A 23,746-nucleotide genomic window follows, 5' to 3' on the forward strand; every position below is an offset into this window, starting at 1 on the left:
AGCCTCTCGATACGAATTATTGGCCCGGCCTTCCGCGCGCTTTGAGCTGCCGGAAGGTCCGGGTTCTTGGCGTCCGCTCCCAGGACGCTTTCCGCCGCCGAAAATCCCCACATGGCTGCGCCAGCTAAGGCGCAAGACGCCCGAGACACCGAGGCAATTGTCAGGACTATGACCGATACCGCTGAAAAGATGGATTACTCCAAGACCCTTTACCTGCCGGAAACCGAGTTTCCGATGCGCGCCGGCCTGCCGCAGAAAGAGCCGGAGCTGGTAAAGCGTTGGGAGGAGATGAGCCTTTACAAGAAGCTGCGCGCCTCCGCCGCCGGCCGCGAGAAATTTGTCCTGCATGACGGCCCTCCCTATGCCAACGGCCACATCCATATCGGCCACGCACTGAATAAGATCCTCAAGGACGTCATCACCCGCTCGTTCCAGATGCGCGGCTATGACAGCAACTACGTTCCCGGCTGGGATTGCCACGGCCTGCCGATCGAATGGAAGATCGAAGAGAAGTATCGCGAGAAGGGCAAGAACAAGGACGAGGTTCCGGTGAACGAGTTTCGCCAGGAATGCCGCGACTTTGCCGCCGGCTGGATCAAGATCCAGTCCGAGGAGTTCAAGCGCCTCGGCATCACGGGCGATTTCGACAATCCCTATCTGACCATGAATTTCCATGCGGAATCCCGCATCGCCGGCGAACTTCTGAAGATCGCCCGCACGGGTCAGCTTTACCGTGGCTCCAAGCCGGTCATGTGGTCTGTGGTCGAACGCACGGCGCTCGCCGAAGCCGAAGTCGAATATGCCGATGTCGAGAGCGACATGATTTGGGTGAAGTTCCCGGTGATTGACGCTGAACTGGCACAAAGTCCAAACTCAAGTTACAAGTCAATGGACGCCGCATTTGATGGCGCCGAGGACATGCGCAGGGCACTTGAAAGCGCGTCAGTTGTAATCTGGACAACAACGCCGTGGACGATTCCTGGCAACCGCGCGATCGCCTTCTCTTCACGCGTTGCCTATGGTCTCTACGAGGTAACAGAAGCCGCCAATGATTTCGGCCCGCGCCCTGGCGAGAAGCTTATTTTTGCCGACAAGCTCGCGGAAGAATCTTTCGCCAAGGCAAAGCTACAGTACAGACGCTTGGGTGACGTCCCAGCGGGCGTGCTCGCCCGTATCACCTGCGCGCACCCGCTCGCCTCGCTCGGTTATGACTTCAAGGTGCCGCTGCTCGATGGCGATCATGTCACCGACGATGCCGGTACGGGCTTTGTGCATACCGCACCGAGCCATGGTCGCGAGGACTTTGACGCCTGGATGTCCCATGCACGCGCCGTCGAGGCGCGCGGCATCTCGTCGACCATTCCTTTCCCGGTCGATGATGCAGGCTTCTACACCGCCGATGCCCCCGGCTTCGAAGGTGGCCGCGTCATGGACGACAACGGCAAGAAGGGCAATGCCAACGATCTCGTTATCAAGGCCCTGATCGAGACGAACACGCTCTTCGCGCGCGGCAGGCTGAAGCATTCCTATCCGCATTCCTGGCGCTCGAAGAAGCCGGTGATCTTCCGCAACACGCCGCAATGGTTCGTGTATATGGACAAGGACTTCGCGGATGGTTCGACGCTGCGGTCTCGCGCACTGAAGGCGATCGACGATACCCGCTTCGTGCCGGCTGCCGGCCAGAACCGCCTGCGCGCCATGATCGAGCAGCGCCCGGATTGGGTTTTGTCGCGTCAGCGCGCCTGGGGCGTGCCGATCTGCATCTTCGTCGACGAGCAGGGCAACATCCTGCAGGACGATAGCGTCAACGCCCGCATTGTCGAGGCTTTCGAGCAGGAAGGCGCCGATGCCTGGTTTGCAGAAGGTGCTCGCGAGCGCTTCCTCGGCGAAAAGGCCAATGAGGCCTGGACGCAGGTCATGGATATCCTCGACGTGTGGTTTGATTCCGGTTCGACCCACTCCTTCACGCTGGAGGACCGCCCAGATCTGAAATGGCCGGCCGACGTCTATCTCGAAGGCTCGGACCAGCATCGCGGCTGGTTCCACTCGTCGCTGCTCGAAAGTGCGGCGACCCGTGGCCGCGCGCCGTACGATACGGTCGTCACGCATGGTTTCACCATGGACGAGCAGGGCCGCAAGCAGTCGAAGTCGCTCGGCAACGTCGTTGCCCCGCAGGACGTGATGAAGGACGCCGGCGCCGATATCCTGCGTCTCTGGGTCATGACCACGGACTATTGGGAAGACCAGCGCCTCGGCAAGGCCATCATCCAGACCAATGTCGATGCCTATCGCAAGCTGCGCAACACCATCCGCTGGATGCTTGGCACGCTGGCACACGACAAGGGCGAGGTGATCGCCTATGCCGACATGCCGGAGCTGGAGCGGCTAATGCTGCACCGTCTCGCCGAACTCGACGAGTTGGTGCGCGAAAGCTACGACGCCTTCGATTTCAAGCGCATCGCACGCGCCCTGATCGATTTCGCCAATGTCGAGCTGTCGGCCTTCTACTTCGATGTCCGCAAGGATGCGCTTTACTGCGATGCGCCGTCGAGCCTGCGCCGTCGCGCGTCGCTCGCTGTCATCCGCACGATCTTCGACTGCATGGTGACGTGGCTGGCGCCGATGCTGCCCTTCACGACGGAAGAAGCGTGGCTGTCGCGCAATCCGTCGGCGGTATCGGTTCATCTCGAACAGTTCGTCACCATTGCCGCCGAATGGAAGAACGAGGCGCTGGCCGAGAAGTGGAAGAAGATTCGCGCCGTGCGTAGCGTCGTCACCGGCGCGCTGGAAATCGAGCGCAAGGACAAGCGCATCGGCTCCTCGCTTGAGGCTGCCCCGGTCGTCTATATCGCCGATCCGGAGCTACTGAAGGTGCTCGAAGGGCAGGACTTCTCCGAAATCTGCATCACCTCGGGCATCAGCATCGAGGGCGGCGAAGGCCCGGGAGATGCGTTCCGCCTTGACGATGGCGCCAAGGTCAGCGTTGTGCCGAGCCTTGCGGAGGGCCGCAAATGCGCCCGTTCCTGGCGTATCACCACCGACGTCGGCTCCGATCCGGAATATCCTGACGTCTCCGCGCGGGACGCAGCAGCGCTTCGCGAACTCGCGACTGTCAACTGAAGAAAATTGCCGGGTGAATTGCCTTTGCGGCGTTCATCCGGTAAAAGCTGCCTGAAATTGGCCTGATTTTTACGGCAGTTGCCGTTGAATGGGGTCCTGTTAAGTTTGTTCCGGCATGGCTGGGAAGGGTATTCATGAGAGCGATGCATAGCGTTCGTGTCGGCGTCAGCTTGGCGGCACTTGTGATTGGCTGCGGCGCGATGTCCGGTTGCCTGAGCAGCCCGACTTACGGCACCGACAAGACGGCTGGCGTGCAGCTTTTGGACGACCTTGGCGATATCGCTTCCGTTTCGGCCGCAACGCCGAAGGAAAAGGGCGTGAAGTATCCGAACCGCCCTGGCCTGGTGGTTGGTGGCGACAAGCAGACCTTGACTGCGCCGCAGCAGTCGCTGGCCAGCAAGGACAACCCGGCTTGGCTGGAATCGCCTGAAGATGCCCGCAAGCGTCTTGCGAGCGAAGCCGACGAGAAAAAGAACGACGTCAACTATCGTTCGCCGCTTGCCCAGGCCGACAGCAGCAGAAACCGCATGACTGAAGCGCAGCAGACTGCTGCCTATCGTGCCGCCCGTCAGGATCAGGCCGGTACCTACGATCAGCGCCGCTACCTGATCGATCCGCCGCAGCAATATCGCCAGGTATCCGATCCATCCGCACTTAACGACCTCGGCACGCCGGAGTCGAAGAAGGAAAAGCAGCGCAAGAAGGATGCGGAAGCCGCGCAGCAGACCAACAATAGCAGCTGGTGGAAGCCCTTCCAGTAAGGGGTCGCGCCACAGCAGCCTGCGGTATGAAGCTCGGGTCGGGATCGATCCGAGAGGAAATTATCCAAAGCCTCAACCTATTCGGGCGCTCGCGTGTCTAACGACATGGGGGCGCTTTAGTCCGTAAGCTTCAGTCCTCGGAGCGTTTCGGTTGAAAGAAGCCTCTGAGGATGTCGGCAGATACCGTTTCCCCGATACCTGAATAGACCTCCGGCGCGTGATGGCAGGTCGATTGATGGTAAAAGCGCACGCCGTTGTCGACGCCGCCACCCTTGGTATCTTCGGCTCCGTAGTAAAGACGGCGGATACGGGCAAATGAAATCGCTGCCGCACACATGGTGCAGGGCTCGAGCGTTACGTAGAGATCGGCGCCTGTCAGACGTTCCTGTCCAAGCTCCTCGCAGGCCAGGCGGATGGCGACGATTTCGGCATGGGCGGTCACGTCGTTCAGTTCCCGGGTGCGGTTGCCTGCCTTGGCAATGACCCTGTTGTCGAGCACGAGAACGGCACCGATCGGCACTTCACCGCGCTCGCCGGCGCTGCGGGCTTCGGCCAGCGCCAGCTCCATGAATTGATTTGTAACCGCCATTCAAGATTTTCCACTTAACTGCGAGGGCGTGACCTGATAGGAACACGCCTTAAAAATTCAGGCAAACAACAAATGACAATGAATGACAAGCCCAAGCGGCCTGGGCCGAAACCCTTTGCTGGCGACAAGAAGACGATGAAGCGCGAGAGCGGCGCAAAGCCGCCAAAGAACGCGGCCGCGCGCGCCGGCGATGAAACCACAGTTGCCGATGGAAAGGCCGAGCGCATTTCCAAGGTTATGGCGCGCGCCGGCGTGGCATCTCGCCGTGACATCGAGCGAATGATCTTGGATGGCCGCGTTACGCTGAATGGCGTGCTTCTCGATACGCCCGTCGTCAACGTGACCCTTTCGGACAAGATCGAAGTCGATGGCATGCCGATCCGCGGCATCGAGCGCACGCGCTTGTGGCTCTACCACAAGCCTGCTGGCCTTGTGACCACCAATGCCGATCCCGAGGGACGTCCGACCGTCTTCGACAATCTGCCGGAAGAGCTGCCGCGCGTCATGTCGATCGGTCGTCTCGATATCAACACCGAAGGCCTGCTGCTGCTGACCAACGATGGCGGTCTTGCCCGCGTTCTGGAATTGCCGACCACGGGTTGGCTGCGCCGCTACCGCGTGCGCGCCCATGGCGATATCGATCAGGAAGCACTCGACAAGCTGAAGGAAGGCATTGCCGTTGACGGCGTGCTCTATGGTTCGATCGATGCGACGCTGGATCGCACGCAAGGGTCCAACGTCTGGATCACCATGGGTCTGCGCGAAGGCAAGAACCGCGAAATCAAGAACGTGCTCGGCGCGCTCGGCCTCGAGGTCAACCGTCTGATCCGCATTTCCTACGGCCCGTTCCAGCTTGGTGAACTGCCGGAAGGACGCGTGCTCGAAGTGCGCGGCCGCACGCTTCGCGATCAGCTTGGCCCGCGTCTCGTTGAGGACGCCAAGGCGAATTTCGACGCACCGCTTTACAATGCTCCGGCAGTTGCCGAGGGCGAAGAGGACGATGCAAAGCCGGCGCGGACAGCCGCTGCCAAGGAAGAGCGCCCGAAGCGCGAGCGTCTCCGTCCCGAAGACAAGCGCGAGCGCGCTTTGAGCCGTCTCGACACCAAGCGCGACGATCGTCGCGAGGGTGGCCGTAAGGATGAGGATCGGCCGAAGCATCAGCCAGTTGGCCCACGTCGCAGCGCGAATGTCTGGATGGCGCCCGGTGCCCGCCCGCTCGGCGAAAAGGCCGCTGCGAAAGCGGCGAAAAATGCGAAGACGGCGGTCAGGCGTGGCGAGCCTGAGCGGCCGCAGCGCAGCGGTTTCGATCGCCCGGATGAAGGTCCGCGCGTTCGCGTCAATCGTGTCGATGAGGCGGATGGCGAGTGGATTCGTTCAAGCGAAGAGGCGCCGCGCCGCTCTCGTGGCGATGACGAAGGTTTTGACCGCAAGCGCTCCGACCGCCCAGGTGGTGATCGCTCGCGTGGTGATCGCCCATTTGGCGATCGTCCTTCGCGCGGCGACCGACCCTTTGGCGACAAGCCTCGCGGTGAGCGTTCCTATGGCGATAAGCCCCGTGGCGAGCGACCGTTCAGCGATCGTCCCCGTGGCGAACGTGGTTCTCGGCCGGAGGGTGGTGAGCGCCCCCGCGCAAAATCCTTCCAGGGTGAGGCTCGCTCGGAGCGCCCGCGTGGTGAACGTCCGTTTGGGGATCGTCCTCCCCGTGGCGACCGTCCGTTTGGCGACAAGCCTCGCGGTGAGCGTTCCTATGGCGATAAGCCCCGTGGTGACAGGCCCTTCAGCGACCGTCCTCGCGACGATCGTCGACCCCGCGCCGAGGGTGAAGAGCGTCCGCGTGCAAGATCTTTCGATGGCGAGCAGCGTTCCGAACGTCCTCGTGGCGACCGCCCGTTTGGTGATCGTCCTCCGCGCGGTGATCGTCCGTTCGGCGACCGTCCGCAGGGCGATCGGCCGGCTGGAAAGCCCTTCGGCAAGAAGCCCGGCGGCGGCAAATCCTTTGGCGGCAAGCCGGGCGGAAAGCCTGGTGGCTCGCGTGGGTTTGGCGGGAAGCCAGGCGGTGCCGGTCGTCCGTCCGGTGGTCCGGGCCGCGGTGGTCCCGGTCGTGGCGGCCCTGGTAGGGGCGGTCCCAAGGGCGGCAGGGGTTAACGCGGGGTGAGGATCGTCGGCGGAGAGTTTCGCGGTCGCTCGCTTGCAACGCCGAAGTCGAACGATATTCGTCCGACGGCGGATCGCACGCGCGAAAGCCTGTTCAACATCCTGAGCCATGCCTATCCGGAAGCCATCGACGGAACGCGAATGATGGACGTCTTTGCCGGCACGGGCGCGGTGGGGCTGGAAGCCGCATCGCGCGGCTGCCGCCACGTGCTTTTTGTTGAGAGCAGTGTCGAGGGCAGGGGCCTTCTCTGGGAAAATATCGATGCGTTGGGGCTGCATGGCCGCACGCGTATGCTGCGACGTGACGCGACCGATCTCGGCAGTGTCGGCAATCTGGAGCCTTTCGATTTTCTCTTTGCGGACCCGCCCTATGGCAAGGGTCAGGGCGAAAAGTCCTTCGCAGCGGCAGCGGCCGGCGGATGGCTGGTGCCGGGTGCTTTGGCCATCCTCGAAGAGCGAGCCGATGTCACCGTCGCCGCACCATCGGACTTCCTGTTTCTGGAAGAGCGCACCTTCGGCGACAGCAAGATGCATTTCTTCCGTTATCAGCCGCAGGCGGCCTGACAGTGGCAGGAGAAGGATATGGGCGACTACGCTGATTTCGTCGGCAGCGACTATACACTCGCTGCCTCCAGCACGCCGACTGTTGCCGTCGCCTTCGGTTGCGGCGGCGCCCGCGGCCTCGCCCATATTCACATCATCGAAGCGCTTGACGAGCTTGGCATTCGCCCGGTCGCCATTGCCGGTGCGTCCATCGGTTCCATCATGGGTGCGGCTATGGCCGTTGGCATGAGTGGTGCCGAAATCCGCGAGCATACGCTGGCAACTGTGGGCAACCGTCCGGCCGTGCTCAACAAGATCTGGAGCCTGCGCCCGGTCAACATGCGCAGCATCCGTTTCGGCCAGTTCAATCTCGAGCGCATTCTGCGCACCTTCCTGCCGACTGCTTTTCCGGAGAGCTTTTCGGAACTGCATATACCGCTGAAGGTGGTTGCCACCGATTACTACAAGCAGGCCGAGGTCGTGATCGAGAAGGGTGAGCTCTTCCCGGTGCTTGCGGCTTCCGCTGCCATTCCCGCCGTGTTCATGCCGGTGAGGCTTGGCGAGCACGTGATGATTGACGGTGGCATCATGAACCCCGTCCCGTACGAACATCTCGCCGGACTTGCCGACATCATCATCGGCATCGATGTCGTCGGCGGTCCGGAGGGTGACGGCCGCCATGTTCCGAACCGGATCGAAAGCCTTTTCGGTGCCGGCCAGCTGACCATGCAGTCCAACATCGCCTTGAAGCTGCGGCTGCAGGCGCCGCAAATTTTCCTGCGCCCGAAAGTTGGGCGCACAGGCGTCCTCGATTTCCTGAAGGCGCGCGATATCCTCGCCATGTCGGCGGGTATCAAGGACGAGCTCAAATTCGCGCTCGACCGCGTTATGACAGCGAAGAACTAGAGCAATTCCAAGGAAAAGTGCGCAGCGGTTTTCCGTCCGGAATTGTACGAAAACAAAGAGATAGAGCGGTTCGGGGATTCCGTGAAAAGCTGAACCGCTCTAGGCATCGGCGAAGCCGGATGCCGCGACATTTCCTTAGACACTGATACGCCTAGACCCGCTCCGGCTCCTCTTGCGGCAGCGCCACGAGATCGTCGGCGTCGCTGTAGGTGTCGGTTGGACGCTTGGGTTTGACCAGCGGCTCCGGCTTCACGGGGCGCGAATAGAGCATGTCGCGGCCGGCTTGCAGGCCTTCGCTGACCTGCAGGACCAGTCTTTGCTCGTCGCGCTTGCGAATATCCTCGCCGATCTCGTAGGCTTCCGCCTCGCTGACGCCAAGCGCTTCCAGCGTGCGGCGGCCGAAGAGAAGACCGGATTCGAGTGTTTCTCGCAGCTCGTAATCGACACCCTTCTGGCGCAGATCGATCGAATGCACACGGTCGTAGGAGCGCACGAAGATACGGGCATGCGGATAATCCGTCTGCACGAGTTCGACGATCTTGTCGGTGATATCTCGCTGATGCGTGCTCACGACGACGATCTTGGCGCGATCGATGCCTGCAGAGCGCAGCACGTCCTTGCGTGTGCCGTCGCCGAAGTAGATGCGGAAGCCAAAACTCGATGCCTGGCGGATACGGTCGGCGGAAAAGTCGATAACGGTGACGTCGCGGCCGCTGGCAAGTAGGATCTGCGCTGCGATCTGGCCGAAACGCGAGAAGCCGATCATCAGGACATCGGAGCCGGCGCCCTCGAAATCCTCGTCCAGTTCCTCGTGTGCATCGCCCTTCAACAGCCGCTTGGACAGCGCTGCGGTCAGCGGCGTCAACGCCATTGTCAGCGTGACGATGGCGATCAGCATCGATGCGGTATTGGCCGAGAATAGACCGCCGCTGGCGCTGGCCGCGCTGAACAGCACGAAGCCGAATTCACCGCCCTGCGGCAGAAGCCCGGCGATGCGCACTGCATCGTTATGCGCGGAACCAGCCACACGGCAGAGCGCGTAGATCACGACCGCCTTGATGATCATGACGACCGGCACCGCCAGAAGGATTGTAACCCAGTTGTCGAGGATGACATCCAGCTTGAGCGACAGACCGACGGCGATGAAGAAGATAGCGAGCAATACACCGCGGAAGGGCTCGATATCCGCCTCCAGCTCGTGACGATAGGAGGATTCCGCCAGCATCACGCCGGAAAGAAACGCGCCCATCGCCATCGAGAGGCCGGCCAGCTGCATCAGCGTCGCCGATCCCATGACGACGAAGAGAGCCGCCGCGATCATCGCTTCGCGCGCGCCCGTGCGGGCGATCACCTGAAACAGTGGTGTCAGCAGATAACGGCCGGCGATGACCATTCCCGCTACCGCGCCGATGGCGATGGCAAGATCCGGAAGCGGATTGGTCGTTTCCTTCGGTCCGTCGAGAACGGTGATGAGCGCTAAAAGCGGCACGATGGCGAGATCCTGCAGAAGCAGCATCGAGAACGAGCGCTGCCCGTACTTCGTGTTGACGTCGCCCTGTTGCTCCAGGATCTGCATGGCAAAGGCGGTGGAGGAGAGCGCCAGGCCGAAGCCGATGATGATGCTGCCTTTCCATCCGGCAATCCCGCCGAGATAGGCGGCAAGCATCAGGGCAAGTCCACTCAGGATCACCTGAGCGGATCCGAGGCCGAAAATGTCGCGCCGCATCTGCCACAGGCGTGAGGGCTTCAATTCGAGGCCGATGATGAACAACAGGAAGACGACGCCCAGCTCCGCCACGGCAAGCACGGCTTCGCTGTCGCCGATGCCATGGAGAACAGGACCGATCACGACGCCCGCTGCCAGATAGCCGAGCACTGTGCCCAGCCCGAGTTTCTTGAAAATCGGCGCCGTGACGACGGCGCCTCCGAGCAGCATGAGAGTTTCCGTGAAGAGGCTATTGGGGGCGGACATCGTCTGTTTCTTTCCGTGGGGCAGGCGGTGTTGCGGCGCATGGCCATCATAAACAACCATGCGTGAAGGGATTAGAACAAGAATCGGCTTTGCCGCCCTTGATGCTTTATGTAGTGCACAATAAATGGAACGCGAAGGAAAGGCCAAGTCATGACCTCAGAAATCGATTCCGCCACTCTGCTTTCCCGTGCCAGCCAGTTGATCGACCTCGCCCGGAAAGCCGGTGCGGATGCGGCCGATGCTGTCGTGGTCCGATCGCGAGCCAATTCCGTCAGCGTGCGTCTCGGCAAGGTCGAGGGCACAGAGTCCGCCGAGAGCGGCGATTTTTCTCTCAGGGTCTTCGTCGGCAACCGTGTTGCCAGCGTTTCGGCCAATCCCGGCTTCGATCTGAGCGCGCTTGCCGAGCGTGCGGTTGCCATGGCCAAAGTTTCGCCCGAAGATCCTTTTGCATGGCTCGCCGATGACGCGGATATCGCCAAGAGCTATCCCGATCTCGAACTGTTCGATCCGACCGAGGTTTCCTCCGAGCAGCTGCGCGAGGCAGCGCTTGCGACGGAAGCGGCAGCACTCGCCGTTCCCGGCGTCACCAATTCTTCCGGCGCCGGCGCTTCGGCCGGCATGGGCGGTTTGGTGCTCGTCACGTCGCACGGGTTTGCCGGCCACTATAAAGGCTCGCGCTTCGGCCGCTCCGTCAGCGTCATCGCCGGCGAAGGCACCGGCATGGAGCGCGACTATGATTTCGACAGCCGCCTCTACTTCGCCGATCTCGATGCCGCCGAAGACATTGGCCGCCGCGCCGGTGAACGTGTAATCAAGCGGCTCAATCCGCGCCAGGTTCCGACAGGCAAGAATGTCACCGTCGTTTTCGATCCGCGCGTTGCCCGCGGCTTCGTCGGCCATATTGCCGGCGCGATCAACGGCGCTTCGGTTGCCCGTAAGACCAGCTTCCTGCGCGACAAGATGGGTCAGCAGGTTCTGAAGGCCGGGCTTTCGATCACGGATGATCCGTTGATCGTGCGCGGGCCGTCGTCACGCCCCTTTGATGGCGAAGGTGTCTCAGGCAAGCGGCTCGTCATGATCGAGGACGGTGTGTTGCAATCCTGGTTTCTGTCGACGGCGACGGCCCGGGAAATCGGCGGCGGCTTGAAGACCAATGGTCGTGGCGTGCGCGGCGGGACGTCCGTATCGCCTGCATCCACCAATCTGGCGCTGGAGCCCGGCGACATCTCGCCGGAAGAGTTGATCCGGAGCGTCGGCACGGGCTTTTATGTTACCGAGTTGATCGGCCAGGGCGTCAACATGATCACCGGCGAGTATAGTCGCGGTGCCACCGGCTTCTGGATCGAGAACGGCGAACTGACCTTTGCCGTGTCGGAGGTGACCATCGCCTCAAACCTGAAAGACATGTTCATGCGCGTAACGCCGGCAAACGATATCGATCGCGATTTCGGCGTCGCCGCCCCAACGCTGGCCATCGAGGGTATGACGCTCGCCGGACGTTGAGGAGCAAGCAGAGATTGGAATTGTGTGAATGAGCGATAGCCAGAAGGCCGGCCGGCCGAGCGATGTGGACCTGATTGTCGAGGCCGCGCTCGCGGCGGGCAAGATCGCTCTCGGTTTCTTCCGTCAGTCGCCTGAAGTGTGGTGGAAGAACAACGGTCAGTCTCCCGTCAGCGCCGCGGATTTTGCCGCCAACGAAAGCCTTGCCGCCACGTTGCGCGCGGCCCGTCCGGAATATGGCTGGCTCTCCGAGGAAACGGATGATGATGCCGAGCGGCTGAACCATTCGACGGTATTCGTTGTCGATCCGATCGATGGCACGAGAGGCTTTATCGCCGGACTGGATCTGTGGTGCGTTAGCGTTGCCGTTGTCACCCACGGGCGGCCTGTTGCGGGCGTTCTCTATGCGCCGGCGCTCGATGAGCTGTTCGTTGCGACGGCCGGCGGGCAGGCGTTGAAGAACGGCAAGCCGATCAGCGTTTCCAGCAGGCTCGCCGACGACGTCAATCGACTGGCGACCGGCGAGGACATGATCAAGGGCTTCGATCCGGATTTCCGCAAGACGGTCGAGCGCGTGAAGCATGTTCCCTCGCTTGCCTATCGGCTCGCGATGGTGGCGGACGGACGGCTCGAGGGGACCATCGTCAAGCGCAACTCCCATGACTGGGATCTGGCGGCCGCCGATCTCATCCTGGAGCGTGCCGGCGGTGCGCTCGTGGACCTTTCCGGGAATGCCCTGCGCTACAACCGCGCCGAAGTTTCCCATGACGAGCTTTGCGGCGCATCGGCGGCGCAGTTGCCCGAGTTTCTCCGCCAGTTATCGAACCGACGAGACGGTTGACCTTTCGGTCAAAATCCCGCAGATGAAGGGCGGAGGGAGACGACAGTAGAAAGAGACGAAAATGACGAATACAAGCGGCAAAAAGCAGCTCCTGCACCTGGTCTTCGGTGGTGAATTGGAAAACCTCGAAGAGGTTCAATTCCGCAATCTCAACGAACTCGATATCGTCGGCATGTATCCCGATTATGCGAGCGCATTGACGGCATGGAAGTCCAAGGCACAGCAGACCGTTGACAACGCCCACATGCGTTATTTCATCGTCCACCTGCATCGCCTGCTCGACCCGCAGGAAAAAGCGGCGTCTTGAGCCGCCTGATACCAAACTTTGCATTTGATATTTCGTCTGGAGAGGCGTTATCGCTTTAATTCCGACGACGAAGCGGTATCTTTGACACAATAAGAACGAAAAATCGGCCGTCTATGCGGCCGTTTGATAATCGGGATTTGGTATCGATGATGTTCAGTTGGGATAGGAGTCGATCGAGATGAGCAGCCTCAGGGCGCGTCTTGCCTTGAGCGCCTATCGTTTCGGCGGCATCGCTGTCTATCCGTTTATCGGGCCGTATCTTTCGGTCCGTGCGGCGAAGGGCAAGGAAGACGGCGCGCGCAAGCTGGAGCGTTCCGGCTATGCGAGCGCCAACCGCCCACAGGGACCGCTGATCTGGTTTCACGCGGCAAGCGTTGGCGAGACATCGGCAATCATTCCGCTGATCCGCGAGATCCGCCGCCGCGACATCCACGTCATCCTGACGACGGGCACCATGACTTCGGCCAAGGTTGCGAACGAGCGCCTGGGCGACGAGGTCATTCATCAATATGTGCCTCTCGACCTGAGACCCGCCATTCGCCGCTTCCTCGACTATTGGCAGCCCGACTGCGCGATCTTCGCCGAATCCGAGATCTGGCCCACGACCATCACGGAGCTTGGCCGCCGGCGCATCCCGCAGATCCTCGTCAACGCGCGCATGTCGGATCGCTCCTATGCCCGCTGGAGCAAGCATCCCGCTCTTGCCGAGGCCCTGTTCGAAAATCTTGCCCTGGTCGTTGCCCAGTCCGATCTCGATGCGGAGCGCTTCCGTGATCTGCGCGCCGTGCAGGTCCTGAAATCAGGCAATCTCAAGGTGGATACCGACGCGCCATCCTATGACGCGCCGACGCTTGCCGGCTACCTGAAGCAGATCGGCGATCGCAAGACCTGGGCGGCGGCCTCGACGTTCGAGGGTGAAGAGAGCGCTGCAGCCTCCGTTCACACCATGCTCAAGGAGCACAATAACCAGCTTACGATCATGGTGCCGCGCCATCCCGAGCGCTGTGATGCGATCGAGGCAATGCTCGTCGAGCAGGGGCTGAAAGTAGCGCGCCGGTCGCGCAACGACGTCCTGTCGCCGGACATCGATGTCTTTCTCGGCGATACGATCGGCGAAATGGGTCTCTACCTGCGCATGACCGAGATCGCCTTCATGGGCAAATCGCTGTTCAACGAAGGCGGCCAGAATCCGCTGGAGCCGGCCATGCTCGGTTGCGCGATCCTGACCGGCGGCCATGTGCAGAATTTCCGCGATGCCTATCAGGTTCTTGCCCGCCGAGGCAGCGCCCGCATGGTGCGTGACACGGAGATGCTGGCGCGCGGCGTGCATTATCTGCTGACCAACGACACCGCGCGTCGCAGCATGATCGACGCCGGCTTCGTTGCCGTGCATGAAATGCGTGGAGCACTGGCGGCAACCGTGAAAGGGCTTGAGCCCTACATCAATCCGCTGTCAGTGAAGGCGCGGCTGATGCCGAAGACAACGGCGAACGGTTAAGAAGGGAAGAGCATGACGGCGGTCAAGCTGGGAGCGATTGCAGGCATTCTGTTCGACAAGGATGGCACGCTGCTCGACTATGACCAGAGCTGGCTGCCCGTCAATCGTGAGCTTGCCAGGATTGCGGCACAGGATGACCCGATCCTCGCGGATCACTTGTTGTCGTCCTGCGGCATGGACCCTATCACCGGCCATATCGTGCCCGATAGCCTACTGGCTGCCGGCAATACCCGTCAGATTTCCGAGGGGCTGGTGGCGGCCGGTTCGAAAGTGGATGTGTCCGAGCTGGTGGAAAAGCTCGATGCGCTCTTCGCACATGCGGCCGACTTTTCCTCGCCGGTGACCGATCTTGCCGCCTTCTTCGGTCGGCTTCATGCGCGCGGGTACAAGCTCGGCGTTGCCTCGAGCGACAACGAGCGCTCCATCCGCCAGACCGCACGCCGTTTCGGTTTCATCGACTATCTCGATTATATCGCCGGCTACGATAGCGGCTTCGGCACCAAGCCGGAGCCGGGTATGGTGCTCGGCTTTTATGCCGCCACAGGTCTTTCGCCTGCCCAGGTCGCCGTCGTCGGCGACAACAATCACGATCTCCATATGGGCCGCAATGCCGGCGTCGGTTTGACGGTCGGCGTCCTGACGGGGACCGGTTCGCGCGAGACGCTGACCGCCGCATCCGACTACTGCCTCAACGATATCACCGAGCTGGAGAGCCTGCTCGTGCCGGTCGCCCAGTCGGCTTGATCTTGGCAAAGACTTGCTTTTTCACGCAATCTGGCCTTTCTTGCCGCCTTGTCGAGGGCGCAAGGATAGGGCGGTATTAGGGATATGGTGTCGGAAGCCCCACCTTTCTGGTGGCGAAAACCGGATTGGCGTGCCTGGGGACTCTCGCCCTTTTCATTCCTATACGGCCGCATTGCCGGACGCCGCATGGTCAACGGCCGCCGCGCCTCCGTGCCGGTGCCGGTCATATGCGTCGGCAATTTCACCGTTGGCGGTGCCGGCAAGACGCCGACCGCGCTTGCGCTTGCCCAGAGCGCAAAGGCCAAGGGTCTGACGCCGGGATTTCTGAGCCGTGGCTACGGCGGCTCGCTGGATGTGACCACGGTCGTCGATCCCACGCATCATCATGCCACCGCCGTCGGCGACGAGCCGCTGTTGCTGGCGCGTGAGGCGTTGACCGTCATTGCCCGTCGTCGCGCTGAGGGTGCCGAGCGGCTGGTGCGCGAAGGTGCGGATCTCATCATCATGGATGATGGTTTCCAGAGCGCGCATCTTGCCATCGACTACGCCCTTGTTGTCATCGATGCGGGCAGGGGCATCGGCAATGGCCATCTCGTTCCCGGCGGCCCGGTGCGGGCACCGCTGCGCACCCAACTTCTCTTTGCGTCCGGCCTTTTGAAGGTGGGGGAGGGAACTGCCGCCGATCGCGTCGTCCGTCTTGCGGCAAGGGCCGGAAAGCCCTTCTTCAGCGCAAGCGTTCGGGTGCGCGGGCAGGAAGACTTGCGCGGCCGCAGCGTGCTTGCCTTTGCCGGTATCGCCGACCCCAGCAAGTTCTTTCGCACTGTCGAGGCGCTTGGGGCAAACATCGCAGTCGCCCGTAGCTTCGGGGATCATGAGCATCCGGGCGAGGATGAGGTCGCGGATATCCTCGATATCGCAACGCGCGAGAACCTGGAGATCGTCACGACCTCGAAGGACTATGTGCGCCTCATCGGCCATCATGGTCGCGCCGAGGAATTGCTTCGGCGCTGCCGGGTGATCGATATCGATATGGTCTTCGATGATCCGCGCGCACCGGAACTGATCATCGACAGGGCGATTGCGACAGCCCGCGAGCGTCGCTTGCGGGAAAAGCGTGATGGCAAAAACGCCTGAAGACTGAACTCGACTGTCGCTGAAAGGATCAGCGCTTCTGGTTGGGGAGGGCGCCGGCGCGCTTTTCCGCCTTGAGCGATGTCATGACATCGGCATATGGCTCCTGTCGGGCGACGCTCCAGTAGCGCAGTTCGTCGAGCGCGATGTGCTTGCCGGTCATGGCGCAAACGACATACGAACCCGGCATCAGGATCTGGAAATCACCGTCGAGATAGCGAATTTTCGCCTCGCGGTTTCCATGTCCTTCGAAAAGATTCATCTGATGCCGTCCTTCATCTCTGTCACCTGTTTGCCATACAGCGCCGACCAAGACTTTTCCAGAGCATTTCCGGGAAAAGTGTGGCACCGTTTCTCGTCCGACGGGCATAGATCCTGCAAATCGGGACCAAAACAGCCGTTTCAGCTGCGGCCGAACAGCCGTTCGATATCCGAGAGCTTCAGTTCTATGTAGGTCGGCCGGCCATGATTGCACTGGCCCGATCCCGGCGTCGCCTCCATCTGGCGAAGAAGCGCATTCATCTCCTCGGGCCGCAAGCGTCGCCCTGAGCGCACGGAGCCGTGGCAGGCCATGGTCGCGGCAACATATTCGAGCTTGGCGTTAAGCCCCGAGGCCGTATCCCATTCCGCAACCTCGTCGGCCAACTGCCGGATCAGCCCTTGCGCATCGACTTCACCGAGCATCGCCGGTGTTTCTCGAACGGCGATCGCGCCGGGGCCAAAGCGCTCGATGGCAAGGCCGAGTTCGCCGAGTTGGTCGGCAAACGCCATCAACCGGTCGCAATCTTCTTCCGGCAGATCGACGATTTCAGGGATGAGCAGCACTTGGGAGGACAAGCGCTTCGAGTGCAGTGCCTTGCGCATCGCTTCGAAGACCAGCCGTTCATGCGCGGCGTGCTGGTCGACGATCACGAGGCCGCTATCCGTCTGGGCGACGATGTAATTCTCGTGCAGCTGCGCGCGGGCGGCCCCCAGCGGAAAGCGGGAAGGTTCTTCGGCCTGTTTGGGTTCATTCAGTGGTACGTCCGCGCGCGCCGTCGGCATTGTGAGCCCATCGAAGGCAGCTTGTGGCTTTTCGGCAAACCCATAGGCGGCCCCCGTTACCGCTGCGGGCTCGAAAGGTCGCGATGGCGACGTTTCGCGCGTCCATGGGGTCGGTGCCGGCGACGGCCGCCAGCCGGGCTGGAAACCGGAGCGTCCGGCGCTGAAAGCGCGCAACATGCCATCCCCACCTGTCGTCGCTGCGCGGTCGCCCTCGCGCGCCAGCGCCTCACGAACCGCGCCGACGATCAGGCCTCGCACGAGGCCGGGATCGCGGAACCGCACATCCGACTTTGCCGGATGCACGTTGACGTCCACCAGCGCCGGATCAAGTCTCAAGGACAGGACGGCCACAGGGTAGCGGCCGGAAGGAATGGTTTCGGCATAGGCGCCGCGAATGGCGGACAGGATCAGCTTGTCCTGCACCGGCCGTCCGTTGACGAAGGCATATTGATGGGCGGAGTTGCCGCGATTGAAGGTCGGAACACCGGCAAAGCCGGTCAGGCTCACATCCTCGCGCACCGCGTCGAGCGCAATGGCATTGTCCTTGAATTCGCTGCCGAGGATTTGCGCCATCCGGGCGAGATGATCGTCACCCGTCGCGGGAAGTTCCAGCGTCGAGCGGTCGCTTCCCGACAGCACGAAGCGGACGCGCGGAAAAGCGATCGCCATGCGCTTGACGATTTCAGTGATAGCCGCCGCCTCTGCCTTCTCCGTCTTGAGGAATTTGAGGCGTGCGGGCGTCGCGAAGAAGAGGTCGCGCACCTCGACGATCGTGCCGGGATTGGCCGCGGTCGGGCGCAGATGCAAGACCTTGCCGCCCGCCACCGCAATCTCCGCTCCGCCCGCCGCGCCCGCCCTGCGGCTCGCGATCGACAATTTGGCGACGGAACCGATGGAGGGCAGGGCTTCGCCACGGAAGCCCAGCGTGCGGATATCGTCCAGCGTGTCCGAAATCTTCGAAGTGCAATGGCGCCTGACCGCAAGCTCCAAATCGACCTCTTCCATGCCGGAGCCATTGTCCGTCACGCGCAGCAGCGCCTTGCCGCCGCCAGCCGTGGCGATTTCGATCCGCGTCGCGCCGGCATCCAGCGCATTCTCGATCAATTCCTTGGCGGCGCTTGCCGGGCGCTCGATGACTTCGCCCGCGGCGATCTGGTTGATCAGGGTTTCGGAGAGTTGCTTGATGGCCATGGCGTCATTCTCGTGGATTCGCAGCGGTGTGTGAAGAGCAAAGGCAATCCGCGGTTCGTCATCCACCCGTTTCCGTTTCGGGGCTTTGTTAAGAAATTTAATCAATGTTTAAGGGAATGATGACAGGTTGCGGAAGAAGAACTTGAAATGACTGCAGGTGGCGCGCCTCGTGCACGCTGAGGGCTCTGGATGGCAGGTTGGTGGCCATCAATATTCATGAGCCAGGTTCCATCTGTTTCAAGTGCCCAGGCCAGCATGATATTTTCATAAATTTGCCTAGCAGAGCGAACATCGCCCTGTCGATTATTCATGCTGTGAAACGGGTTGAGTGTAGGAACAGAACGAATGACTGCCGGGACCGAGAAGGCAGCTTTGGCAATGATGGCGGAAGAATTGGCTTCCGGTGGCAATCTGCAGGCCATGGTCTTCGACGCGTTCTGTGATGGTCTCTCCAGCGCATTCTTCGCTTACGACAAAAACGATCAGCTGCTGTTCGCCAGCCGGCAGGTTCTGAATTTCTTCCCCGTTCAGCCGGAGTTCCTGCAGCCGCCGACGCGGCTGCGCGATTTCCTGGGCGCTGTCTTCGATGCTGGCATGCAGTATCAGGGCAAGGCATCCGGCAATCGCGATGACTGGATTTCGCAGCGCATCGCCTCGCACTGGCGCGAGCGCTTCGAGATGACCGAGCACTTCGCCGATGATCGCTGGGTTCGCATCATCAAGCGGCGGCTGCCGTCCGGCATTGGTCTGTGCATTCTCTCCGACGTGTCCGAAGTCAAGAAACGTGAAGAGCAGTGGCGTATCGACATGGAGCGCGTGCAGTTGACCGAGGATATTCTCGACAACCTGCCGTTTCCGCTCTTCGTCAAAGATCAGAACATGATCTATGTGGCGGTCAACCGCGCGTTCTGCGAGAAATATCAGACGGCTCCCGACGAGGTTCGCGGCCGCAAGAGTATCGATCTTTTCTCCACCGACCTTGCCCATCGCTTCGAAGAGAGCGACCGGCATGTCGTCGAGACCGGGGAAATGTCGATCTCGCGCCAGCGCCAGATCTCGCGCGATGGCGTCGAGCGCGACATCGTCACGCGAAAGCAGCGCATCGGTAAGCCCGGGCGTTATTTCGTCATCGGCACCATGCAGGATCTGCCCAAGGAGGGCAGCGATTTCGACGAGTTCGCACTGGCATCGAACATCAAGGAAAATAGCGATCGCTCCTATCGCCGCGCCTATGTTCCGATGGTTGCCCTGCAGACGATTTCACGGCGTCCCGTCGCTATGGAAACTTTCGTTCCCGAGAACTTCAACGGCCGCAAGATCCTGGTCGTGACACCGGATTTCGCCGCCGAGACGGCTGCGTTGAAGACACTTGGCAAATATGGCTTCGAGGCCTGTGTCGTGCACGATGAAAACGAGGAAGCGGCCTTTCTCGACGTCGCAAGCGCACATGGCGTCAAGATCGATCTGGTGATCGTCGACAACCAGCTCGGTAAACGCGGCATCGAGCTTGCCGAGCGCCAGAATGTTGCCGCCCTCTCTCTCGATGGCTCGCAACTCGCCAGCGAACTGACCTTCGTTATCGCCCGCCACTTCAATCGCAATATTCGCGACGGGATTGGCGATGGGATCGAACCGGTTGCGCAGGATTGGGGTCGCGGCGATGGGGATGGCCGTCGCGCGCAGATCCTGGTTGCCGAAGATAACGCCATCAACCAGATCGTCTTTGCGCAGATCCTGGATGGGCTCGGCTACAGTCATGTCATCGCGGCCAGCGGCGACGAGGCTGTACGGCTTTGGCAGGAGCATCAACCGGACCTGATCCTGATGGATATTTCCCTGCCGGGTCTGAATGGATTTGAGGCGGCAAGACTGATCCGTGGCACTGAAAAGGGCAGCGGCATGCATACGCCGATCGTTGGCGTTCTGACGCAGGCTTTCGAGCGCGATCGCAAGGAATGTGCGGAGGCAGGCATGGACGATGTGATCCTGAAGCCGGTCAGCCCCGATATCATCGAGACCGTCTTCCAGAAATACATGCGTACCGCGCGAAAAGCGCAAAATAGATAGTTTTTCCAATGAGATCGCGCACCACGCCAAATTATCGTATGCGTCGAATGGTTGTCGTCTCGCCATCCTTTTTTAAGACTTCGCCGTCATGCTTTTTCCAAGGGTGGAGAAACATCAGGACCGAATATGAAATCGGCTGAAATGCTGCTGGGGCCAGTCAGTCAGGAATCACAGACGATTGCTTACACTGATCCGCTGACGGGATTGGGCAATCGCCATCGAATGCGCGAACGCACGCGCTCACTTTCGCTCGAGCGCGCCAGCGATCCGGCTCCTTTTACCATCGGTATCGTCAATCTGGACTCTTTCAAGCCGATCAACGATCTGTTCGGTGTCGAGGCGGGTGACGAAATCCTGTGTCAGGTGGCGCACCGTTTGAGGGCCTGCATTCCCGATGGCGCGACGGTGACCCGCCATGACGGCGACGAATTCGCCTTCGTCCTGCCGCTCGTTTTCGAGCGTGTCGGCGCGGAAAAATTCGGCCAGATGATTCGGGAGGTGTTGTCCGCTCCCTATGACCTCGGCGACCGCAATGTCAGACTGTCCGCTTCCTTCGGCTTTGCCATTCATCCCTTCGCCGGCGACCAGTTCGACGATCTGCTGAAGAACGCCGATACGGCGCTCTATCGTTCCAAGCGTCGCGGCCGCGGCCAGATCACCGTTTATTCCAAGGAGATCGCCCAGGAGATGAAGCGGGCGACGCAGCTTGAGCAGGCGCTGCGAAATGCCATCATCTCCGATGCCATCGACGTGCATTTTCAGCCGATCGTCTCGCTCGCCAACAACATGGTCCTCGGTTTCGAGGCGCTGGCGCGCTGGAACGATGCGGATCTCGGCTTTGTGTCGCCTGCCGTTTTCGTGCCGCTGGCCGAAGAGCGCGGATTCATCGACGCCCTGTCGGAAGCGCTTCTGCGCAAGGCTGCGGAAGCCGCGCTATCCTGGCCGCGCGACGTCTTCCTGTCCTTCAATCTGTCTTCGGCGCAGCTCATGGACCCGGGCACCAGCAGCAGCGTGCTTGCCATTCTCGCGCGCGTCGGTCTCGACCCGCATCGCCTGGAACTCGAAATCACTGAAACCGCCGTCATGAGTTCGGCCGATACGGCTCACCGCATCATTTCCGACCTGCGTTCAGCCGGCGTTCGAATTTCGCTCGACGATTTCGGCACCGGCCAGTCAAGCCTTGGCCGCTTGCGTGAATTCAACTTCGACAAGGTGAAGATCGATCGTGCCTTCGTGTCGAGGATGAATTCGGATCGCGCTTCCGAACATATCATCAAGGCCGTTCTTGCCATGTGCGAGGGGCTGGAGCTACGCGTGGTTGCCGAAGGCATCGAGGAACATGCGGAAGCGGCCAAGCTTCGCGCGCTCGGCTGCGCCATGGGGCAGGGCTACTATTTCGGCAAGCCCGCAGACGCCGCTACCACGCTTCGATATCTGCAGGCGCATTATCTGGAATATACCCACGAGCGCGAAATCGCCTGAGCCCAAAGTGAAAGCGGCGGCCCTTTCGGACCGCCGCTCTTTGTTTCGTCTGACCATCCAATTTACTTGTTGGTGGTCGACGATGTCGTCGTATTGTCTGTCGCCGGCATGGTCGATGACGTGCCTGCACCAGCCGTGCTAGCGGCCTTTTCCGAGGCCTGCATCTGGAGCGTCTTGAACTCCGGAGCGGCCTTCAGCGAATCCGCCGTTTCCGTCGTCGTCAACTTGATCGTACCATCCTGTGCGTTCTGGGTGGCACTGATCTTGTCAAACGGAACAGCGACGTTCTTCTGGCCCATGCCAAGGAAGCCGCCTACACCGACAACCGCTGCGACCACACCGCCCTGCTTCTGCAGGATCAGGTCGTTGATGCTGCCGATGCTTTCATTCTGACCGTTATAGACCGATTGGCCCATATAGGTCTTGGCGCTGATCTGATCAGCCGACTGCTGGGTCAGATAGGTGCCGGCCTGCTCCGTGCCTGTTGCCGGAGCCGGTGCTTCGGCCTTGGTCTGCGGCGCCGCCGCGTCTGGCTTGGTGGCATCGGGCGTTGCTGCCGGAGCCGATTGCGTCAAGGGGGCATTGCCGCCGCCGGTGCCGCCATTCGATGGCTGCTGCGCTTGAGCGAAAGCCATCGGCGAAAGAACGGATGCAGTGGCAAAGATTGCGCCTGCAGCCACGGAAGTGAAAAGTTTCCCAGTCATCGTGAACCTACCTTTCATTCTGATGGGCATGGCTATTTGAAACACATGCATACCAGTACCACGTGTGGTCGGTTGCGCATCAACCGCCATCCGTACCGGTTGTAAGGCTAATGGCTCAGGAGGTTATTGGTTCCGTCAAAAGTTGCGGCAGATAGGCTGGCCTATACTGAAAGTCGCAGTAATTCCGCTGAAAATCAAAGGGTTGGTCATGATAAACTTTGGGCGGCGCACGCTTGCCAGCATGCACCGCCCAGATTGTCTGAATGCGCTGTTCGCCCTGTTGATGGCAAGGGCAAGCCGCAATCAAAGCTTGTACGGTGGATCGAAAACGCCTCGTACGGTCGGGCCCAGCTCCAGAAGAGCGCCTGCTTGGGGCTGCATGGAGCGTGCTTCGTCGTCCAGGCCTTCCCAGGCCGTAGTAACAGCCAGCCGATCAGCGTTTTTACCAATGAAGGCTGGGCACGAGGGCTGCATGGCAGGCACGCGGTAGCGTTCGATACGCAGACCATCCGGGCTATACTTGTCCACAAAGCCGGAACCCCATCGTGCGTTCCATATATAGCCGTCGGCATCGCACACGGAACCGTCGAGGCCGCCAGGATCTTCCATGCTGTCCACCATGACGATCGGCTCGCCCGCCGGAAGACCGGTTTCCGGATCGACGAGAACCCGCATCAACTGACTGACGCGCGTATCGGTGAAATATCCGATCGTTCCATCCGGAGAAAAGCAGATCGAGTTCGGAATGCTGATCTGATCGAAGATCTTCGTCACCTTGCCGCCTGCGACATGGTAGATGGCGCCAGCCTGCATTTCGGCGCGCTTGCCCATCGTGCCGATCCACAGGGAGCCGGATATATGGGTGCGGCCATCATTGGAGCGGTTCTCCGGCTTGTCGGCCTCGATCGCAGCATAAAAGCTGAGTTCGCCGCTGGCGATATCGCGGAGAAACAGTCCTTCTTCGGTCGCAATGATCTGTCGTTCCGCGTCGACGCGCGCCAGCACGCTTGCCATCATCGGCAGTTCGTGAACCTGCTTCTTGCCGGTCGGCAAATGCAACTCATGAAGTTCCTTGCCAAGGATATTGAACCACCAGACCGTGTCCGTATCGGGGTCATACGTTGGACCCTCACCCAGGACAGACGAGGTCTCGCAGAGTGTCTTGCCCTGAAAATCATGAATATCGGTCACA

General features: G+C 61.0%; 19 protein-coding genes. 13 read left to right on the forward strand and 6 right to left on the reverse strand.

Translation table 11 applies throughout. The features are described from left to right. The first annotated feature begins 168 nt into the window (after window positions 1-168). Window positions 169-3,120 (forward strand): isoleucine--tRNA ligase, encoded by a 2,952-nt coding sequence (gene ileS / locus HGP17_RS25975; RefSeq protein ID WP_168813444.1) that lies wholly within the window; start codon window positions 169-171, stop codon window positions 3,118-3,120. A gap of 134 nt (window positions 3,121-3,254) precedes the next feature. After that, window positions 3,255-3,881: a hypothetical protein gene (locus tag HGP17_RS25980; protein WP_168813361.1), complete on the forward strand. Its 627-nt coding sequence runs from the start codon at window positions 3,255-3,257 to the stop codon at window positions 3,879-3,881. Window positions 3,882-4,011: 130 nt separating this feature from the next. Here HGP17_RS25980 and HGP17_RS25985 read toward each other — a convergent pair whose 3' ends face one another. Then, window positions 4,012-4,470 carry a nucleoside deaminase gene (locus tag HGP17_RS25985; RefSeq protein WP_168813362.1) on the reverse strand — a complete coding sequence of 153 codons (459 nt, stop codon included), beginning with the start codon at window positions 4,468-4,470 and terminating at the stop codon, window positions 4,012-4,014. 72 nt (window positions 4,471-4,542) lie between these two features. Here HGP17_RS25985 and HGP17_RS25990 point away from each other — a divergent pair, with 72 nt between their 5' ends. Genes HGP17_RS25990 through HGP17_RS26000 form a run of 3 tightly spaced genes read left to right on the forward strand, consistent with a single transcriptional unit; the run spans window position 4,543 to window position 8,073 of the window. Beyond that, window positions 4,543-6,615, forward strand: coding sequence for a pseudouridine synthase (locus HGP17_RS25990; protein WP_168813363.1), 2,073 nt, complete (start codon window positions 4,543-4,545; stop codon window positions 6,613-6,615). A gap of 6 nt (window positions 6,616-6,621) precedes the next feature. Further along, window positions 6,622-7,188, forward strand: a complete 567-nt coding sequence (gene rsmD / locus HGP17_RS25995; RefSeq protein WP_168813364.1) for a 16S rRNA (guanine(966)-N(2))-methyltransferase RsmD — start codon at window positions 6,622-6,624, stop codon at window positions 7,186-7,188. A gap of 18 nt (window positions 7,189-7,206) precedes the next feature. After that, window positions 7,207-8,073 (forward strand): patatin-like phospholipase family protein, encoded by an 867-nt coding sequence (locus tag HGP17_RS26000; protein ID WP_168813365.1) that lies wholly within the window; start codon window positions 7,207-7,209, stop codon window positions 8,071-8,073. Between the two features lie 151 nt (window positions 8,074-8,224). On the opposite strand, the gene HGP17_RS26005 is transcribed toward HGP17_RS26000, so the two are convergent. Continuing rightward, window positions 8,225-10,045 (reverse strand): monovalent cation:proton antiporter-2 (CPA2) family protein, encoded by a 1,821-nt coding sequence (locus HGP17_RS26005; RefSeq protein ID WP_168813366.1) that lies wholly within the window; start codon window positions 10,043-10,045, stop codon window positions 8,225-8,227. Window positions 10,046-10,195: 150 nt separating this feature from the next. Between HGP17_RS26005 and HGP17_RS26010 the strand changes: the two genes are divergently transcribed. From HGP17_RS26010 to lpxK, 6 genes are all read left to right on the forward strand, one after another. Next, a complete protein-coding gene (locus HGP17_RS26010; RefSeq protein ID WP_168813367.1) occupies window positions 10,196-11,548 on the forward strand; it encodes a TldD/PmbA family protein in 1,353 nt (450 codons plus the stop codon). A 28-nt stretch (window positions 11,549-11,576) separates the two neighbouring features. Further along, window positions 11,577-12,386, forward strand: coding sequence for a 3'(2'),5'-bisphosphate nucleotidase CysQ (locus HGP17_RS26015; RefSeq protein ID WP_168813368.1), 810 nt, complete (start codon window positions 11,577-11,579; stop codon window positions 12,384-12,386). Window positions 12,387-12,447: 61 nt separating this feature from the next. Continuing rightward, window positions 12,448-12,693, forward strand: a complete 246-nt coding sequence (locus HGP17_RS26020; protein ID WP_168813369.1) for a DUF4170 domain-containing protein — start codon at window positions 12,448-12,450, stop codon at window positions 12,691-12,693. A gap of 178 nt (window positions 12,694-12,871) precedes the next feature. Then, complete coding sequence (gene waaA / locus HGP17_RS26025) at window positions 12,872-14,191, forward strand: lipid IV(A) 3-deoxy-D-manno-octulosonic acid transferase (RefSeq protein WP_168813370.1); 1,320 nt, start codon at window positions 12,872-12,874, stop codon at window positions 14,189-14,191. A gap of 12 nt (window positions 14,192-14,203) precedes the next feature. Further along, window positions 14,204-14,935 (forward strand): HAD family hydrolase, encoded by a 732-nt coding sequence (locus tag HGP17_RS26030; RefSeq protein ID WP_168813371.1) that lies wholly within the window; start codon window positions 14,204-14,206, stop codon window positions 14,933-14,935. Window positions 14,936-15,019: 84 nt separating this feature from the next. Then, window positions 15,020-16,069 carry a tetraacyldisaccharide 4'-kinase gene (gene lpxK / locus HGP17_RS26035; RefSeq protein ID WP_168813372.1) on the forward strand — a complete coding sequence of 350 codons (1,050 nt, stop codon included), beginning with the start codon at window positions 15,020-15,022 and terminating at the stop codon, window positions 16,067-16,069. Between the two features lie 28 nt (window positions 16,070-16,097). Here lpxK and HGP17_RS26040 read toward each other — a convergent pair whose 3' ends face one another. Further along, window positions 16,098-16,328: a DUF2093 domain-containing protein gene (locus HGP17_RS26040; protein WP_168813373.1), complete on the reverse strand. Its 231-nt coding sequence runs from the start codon at window positions 16,326-16,328 to the stop codon at window positions 16,098-16,100. A gap of 140 nt (window positions 16,329-16,468) precedes the next feature. Then, on the reverse strand, window positions 16,469-18,301 hold the full coding sequence (gene mutL, locus HGP17_RS26045) for a DNA mismatch repair endonuclease MutL (protein ID WP_168813374.1): 1,833 nt from the start codon (window positions 18,299-18,301) through the stop codon (window positions 16,469-16,471). Between the two features lie 345 nt (window positions 18,302-18,646). On the opposite strand from mutL, the gene HGP17_RS26050 reads away from it, so the two are divergent. After that, on the forward strand, window positions 18,647-20,368 hold the full coding sequence (locus HGP17_RS26050) for a response regulator (RefSeq protein WP_168813375.1): 1,722 nt from the start codon (window positions 18,647-18,649) through the stop codon (window positions 20,366-20,368). A 126-nt stretch (window positions 20,369-20,494) separates the two neighbouring features. Continuing rightward, the gene (locus HGP17_RS26055; RefSeq protein ID WP_168813376.1) at window positions 20,495-21,850 is read left to right on the forward strand and encodes an EAL domain-containing protein; all 1,356 of its coding nucleotides are present in this window, start codon (window positions 20,495-20,497) and stop codon (window positions 21,848-21,850) included. A gap of 62 nt (window positions 21,851-21,912) precedes the next feature. Here the strand turns inward: HGP17_RS26055 and HGP17_RS26060 are convergent, their stop codons facing one another. Next, window positions 21,913-22,554 (reverse strand): PRC-barrel domain-containing protein, encoded by a 642-nt coding sequence (locus HGP17_RS26060; protein WP_168813377.1) that lies wholly within the window; start codon window positions 22,552-22,554, stop codon window positions 21,913-21,915. Between the two features lie 303 nt (window positions 22,555-22,857). After that, window positions 22,858-23,745 carry an SMP-30/gluconolactonase/LRE family protein gene (locus HGP17_RS26065; protein ID WP_168813378.1) on the reverse strand — a complete coding sequence of 296 codons (888 nt, stop codon included), beginning with the start codon at window positions 23,743-23,745 and terminating at the stop codon, window positions 22,858-22,860. Window position 23,746: the final 1 nt, after the last annotated feature.

The organism is Rhizobium sp. P38BS-XIX (genome assembly GCF_012641435.1).
Taxonomy (GTDB): Bacteria; Pseudomonadota; Alphaproteobacteria; order Rhizobiales; family Rhizobiaceae; genus Rhizobium.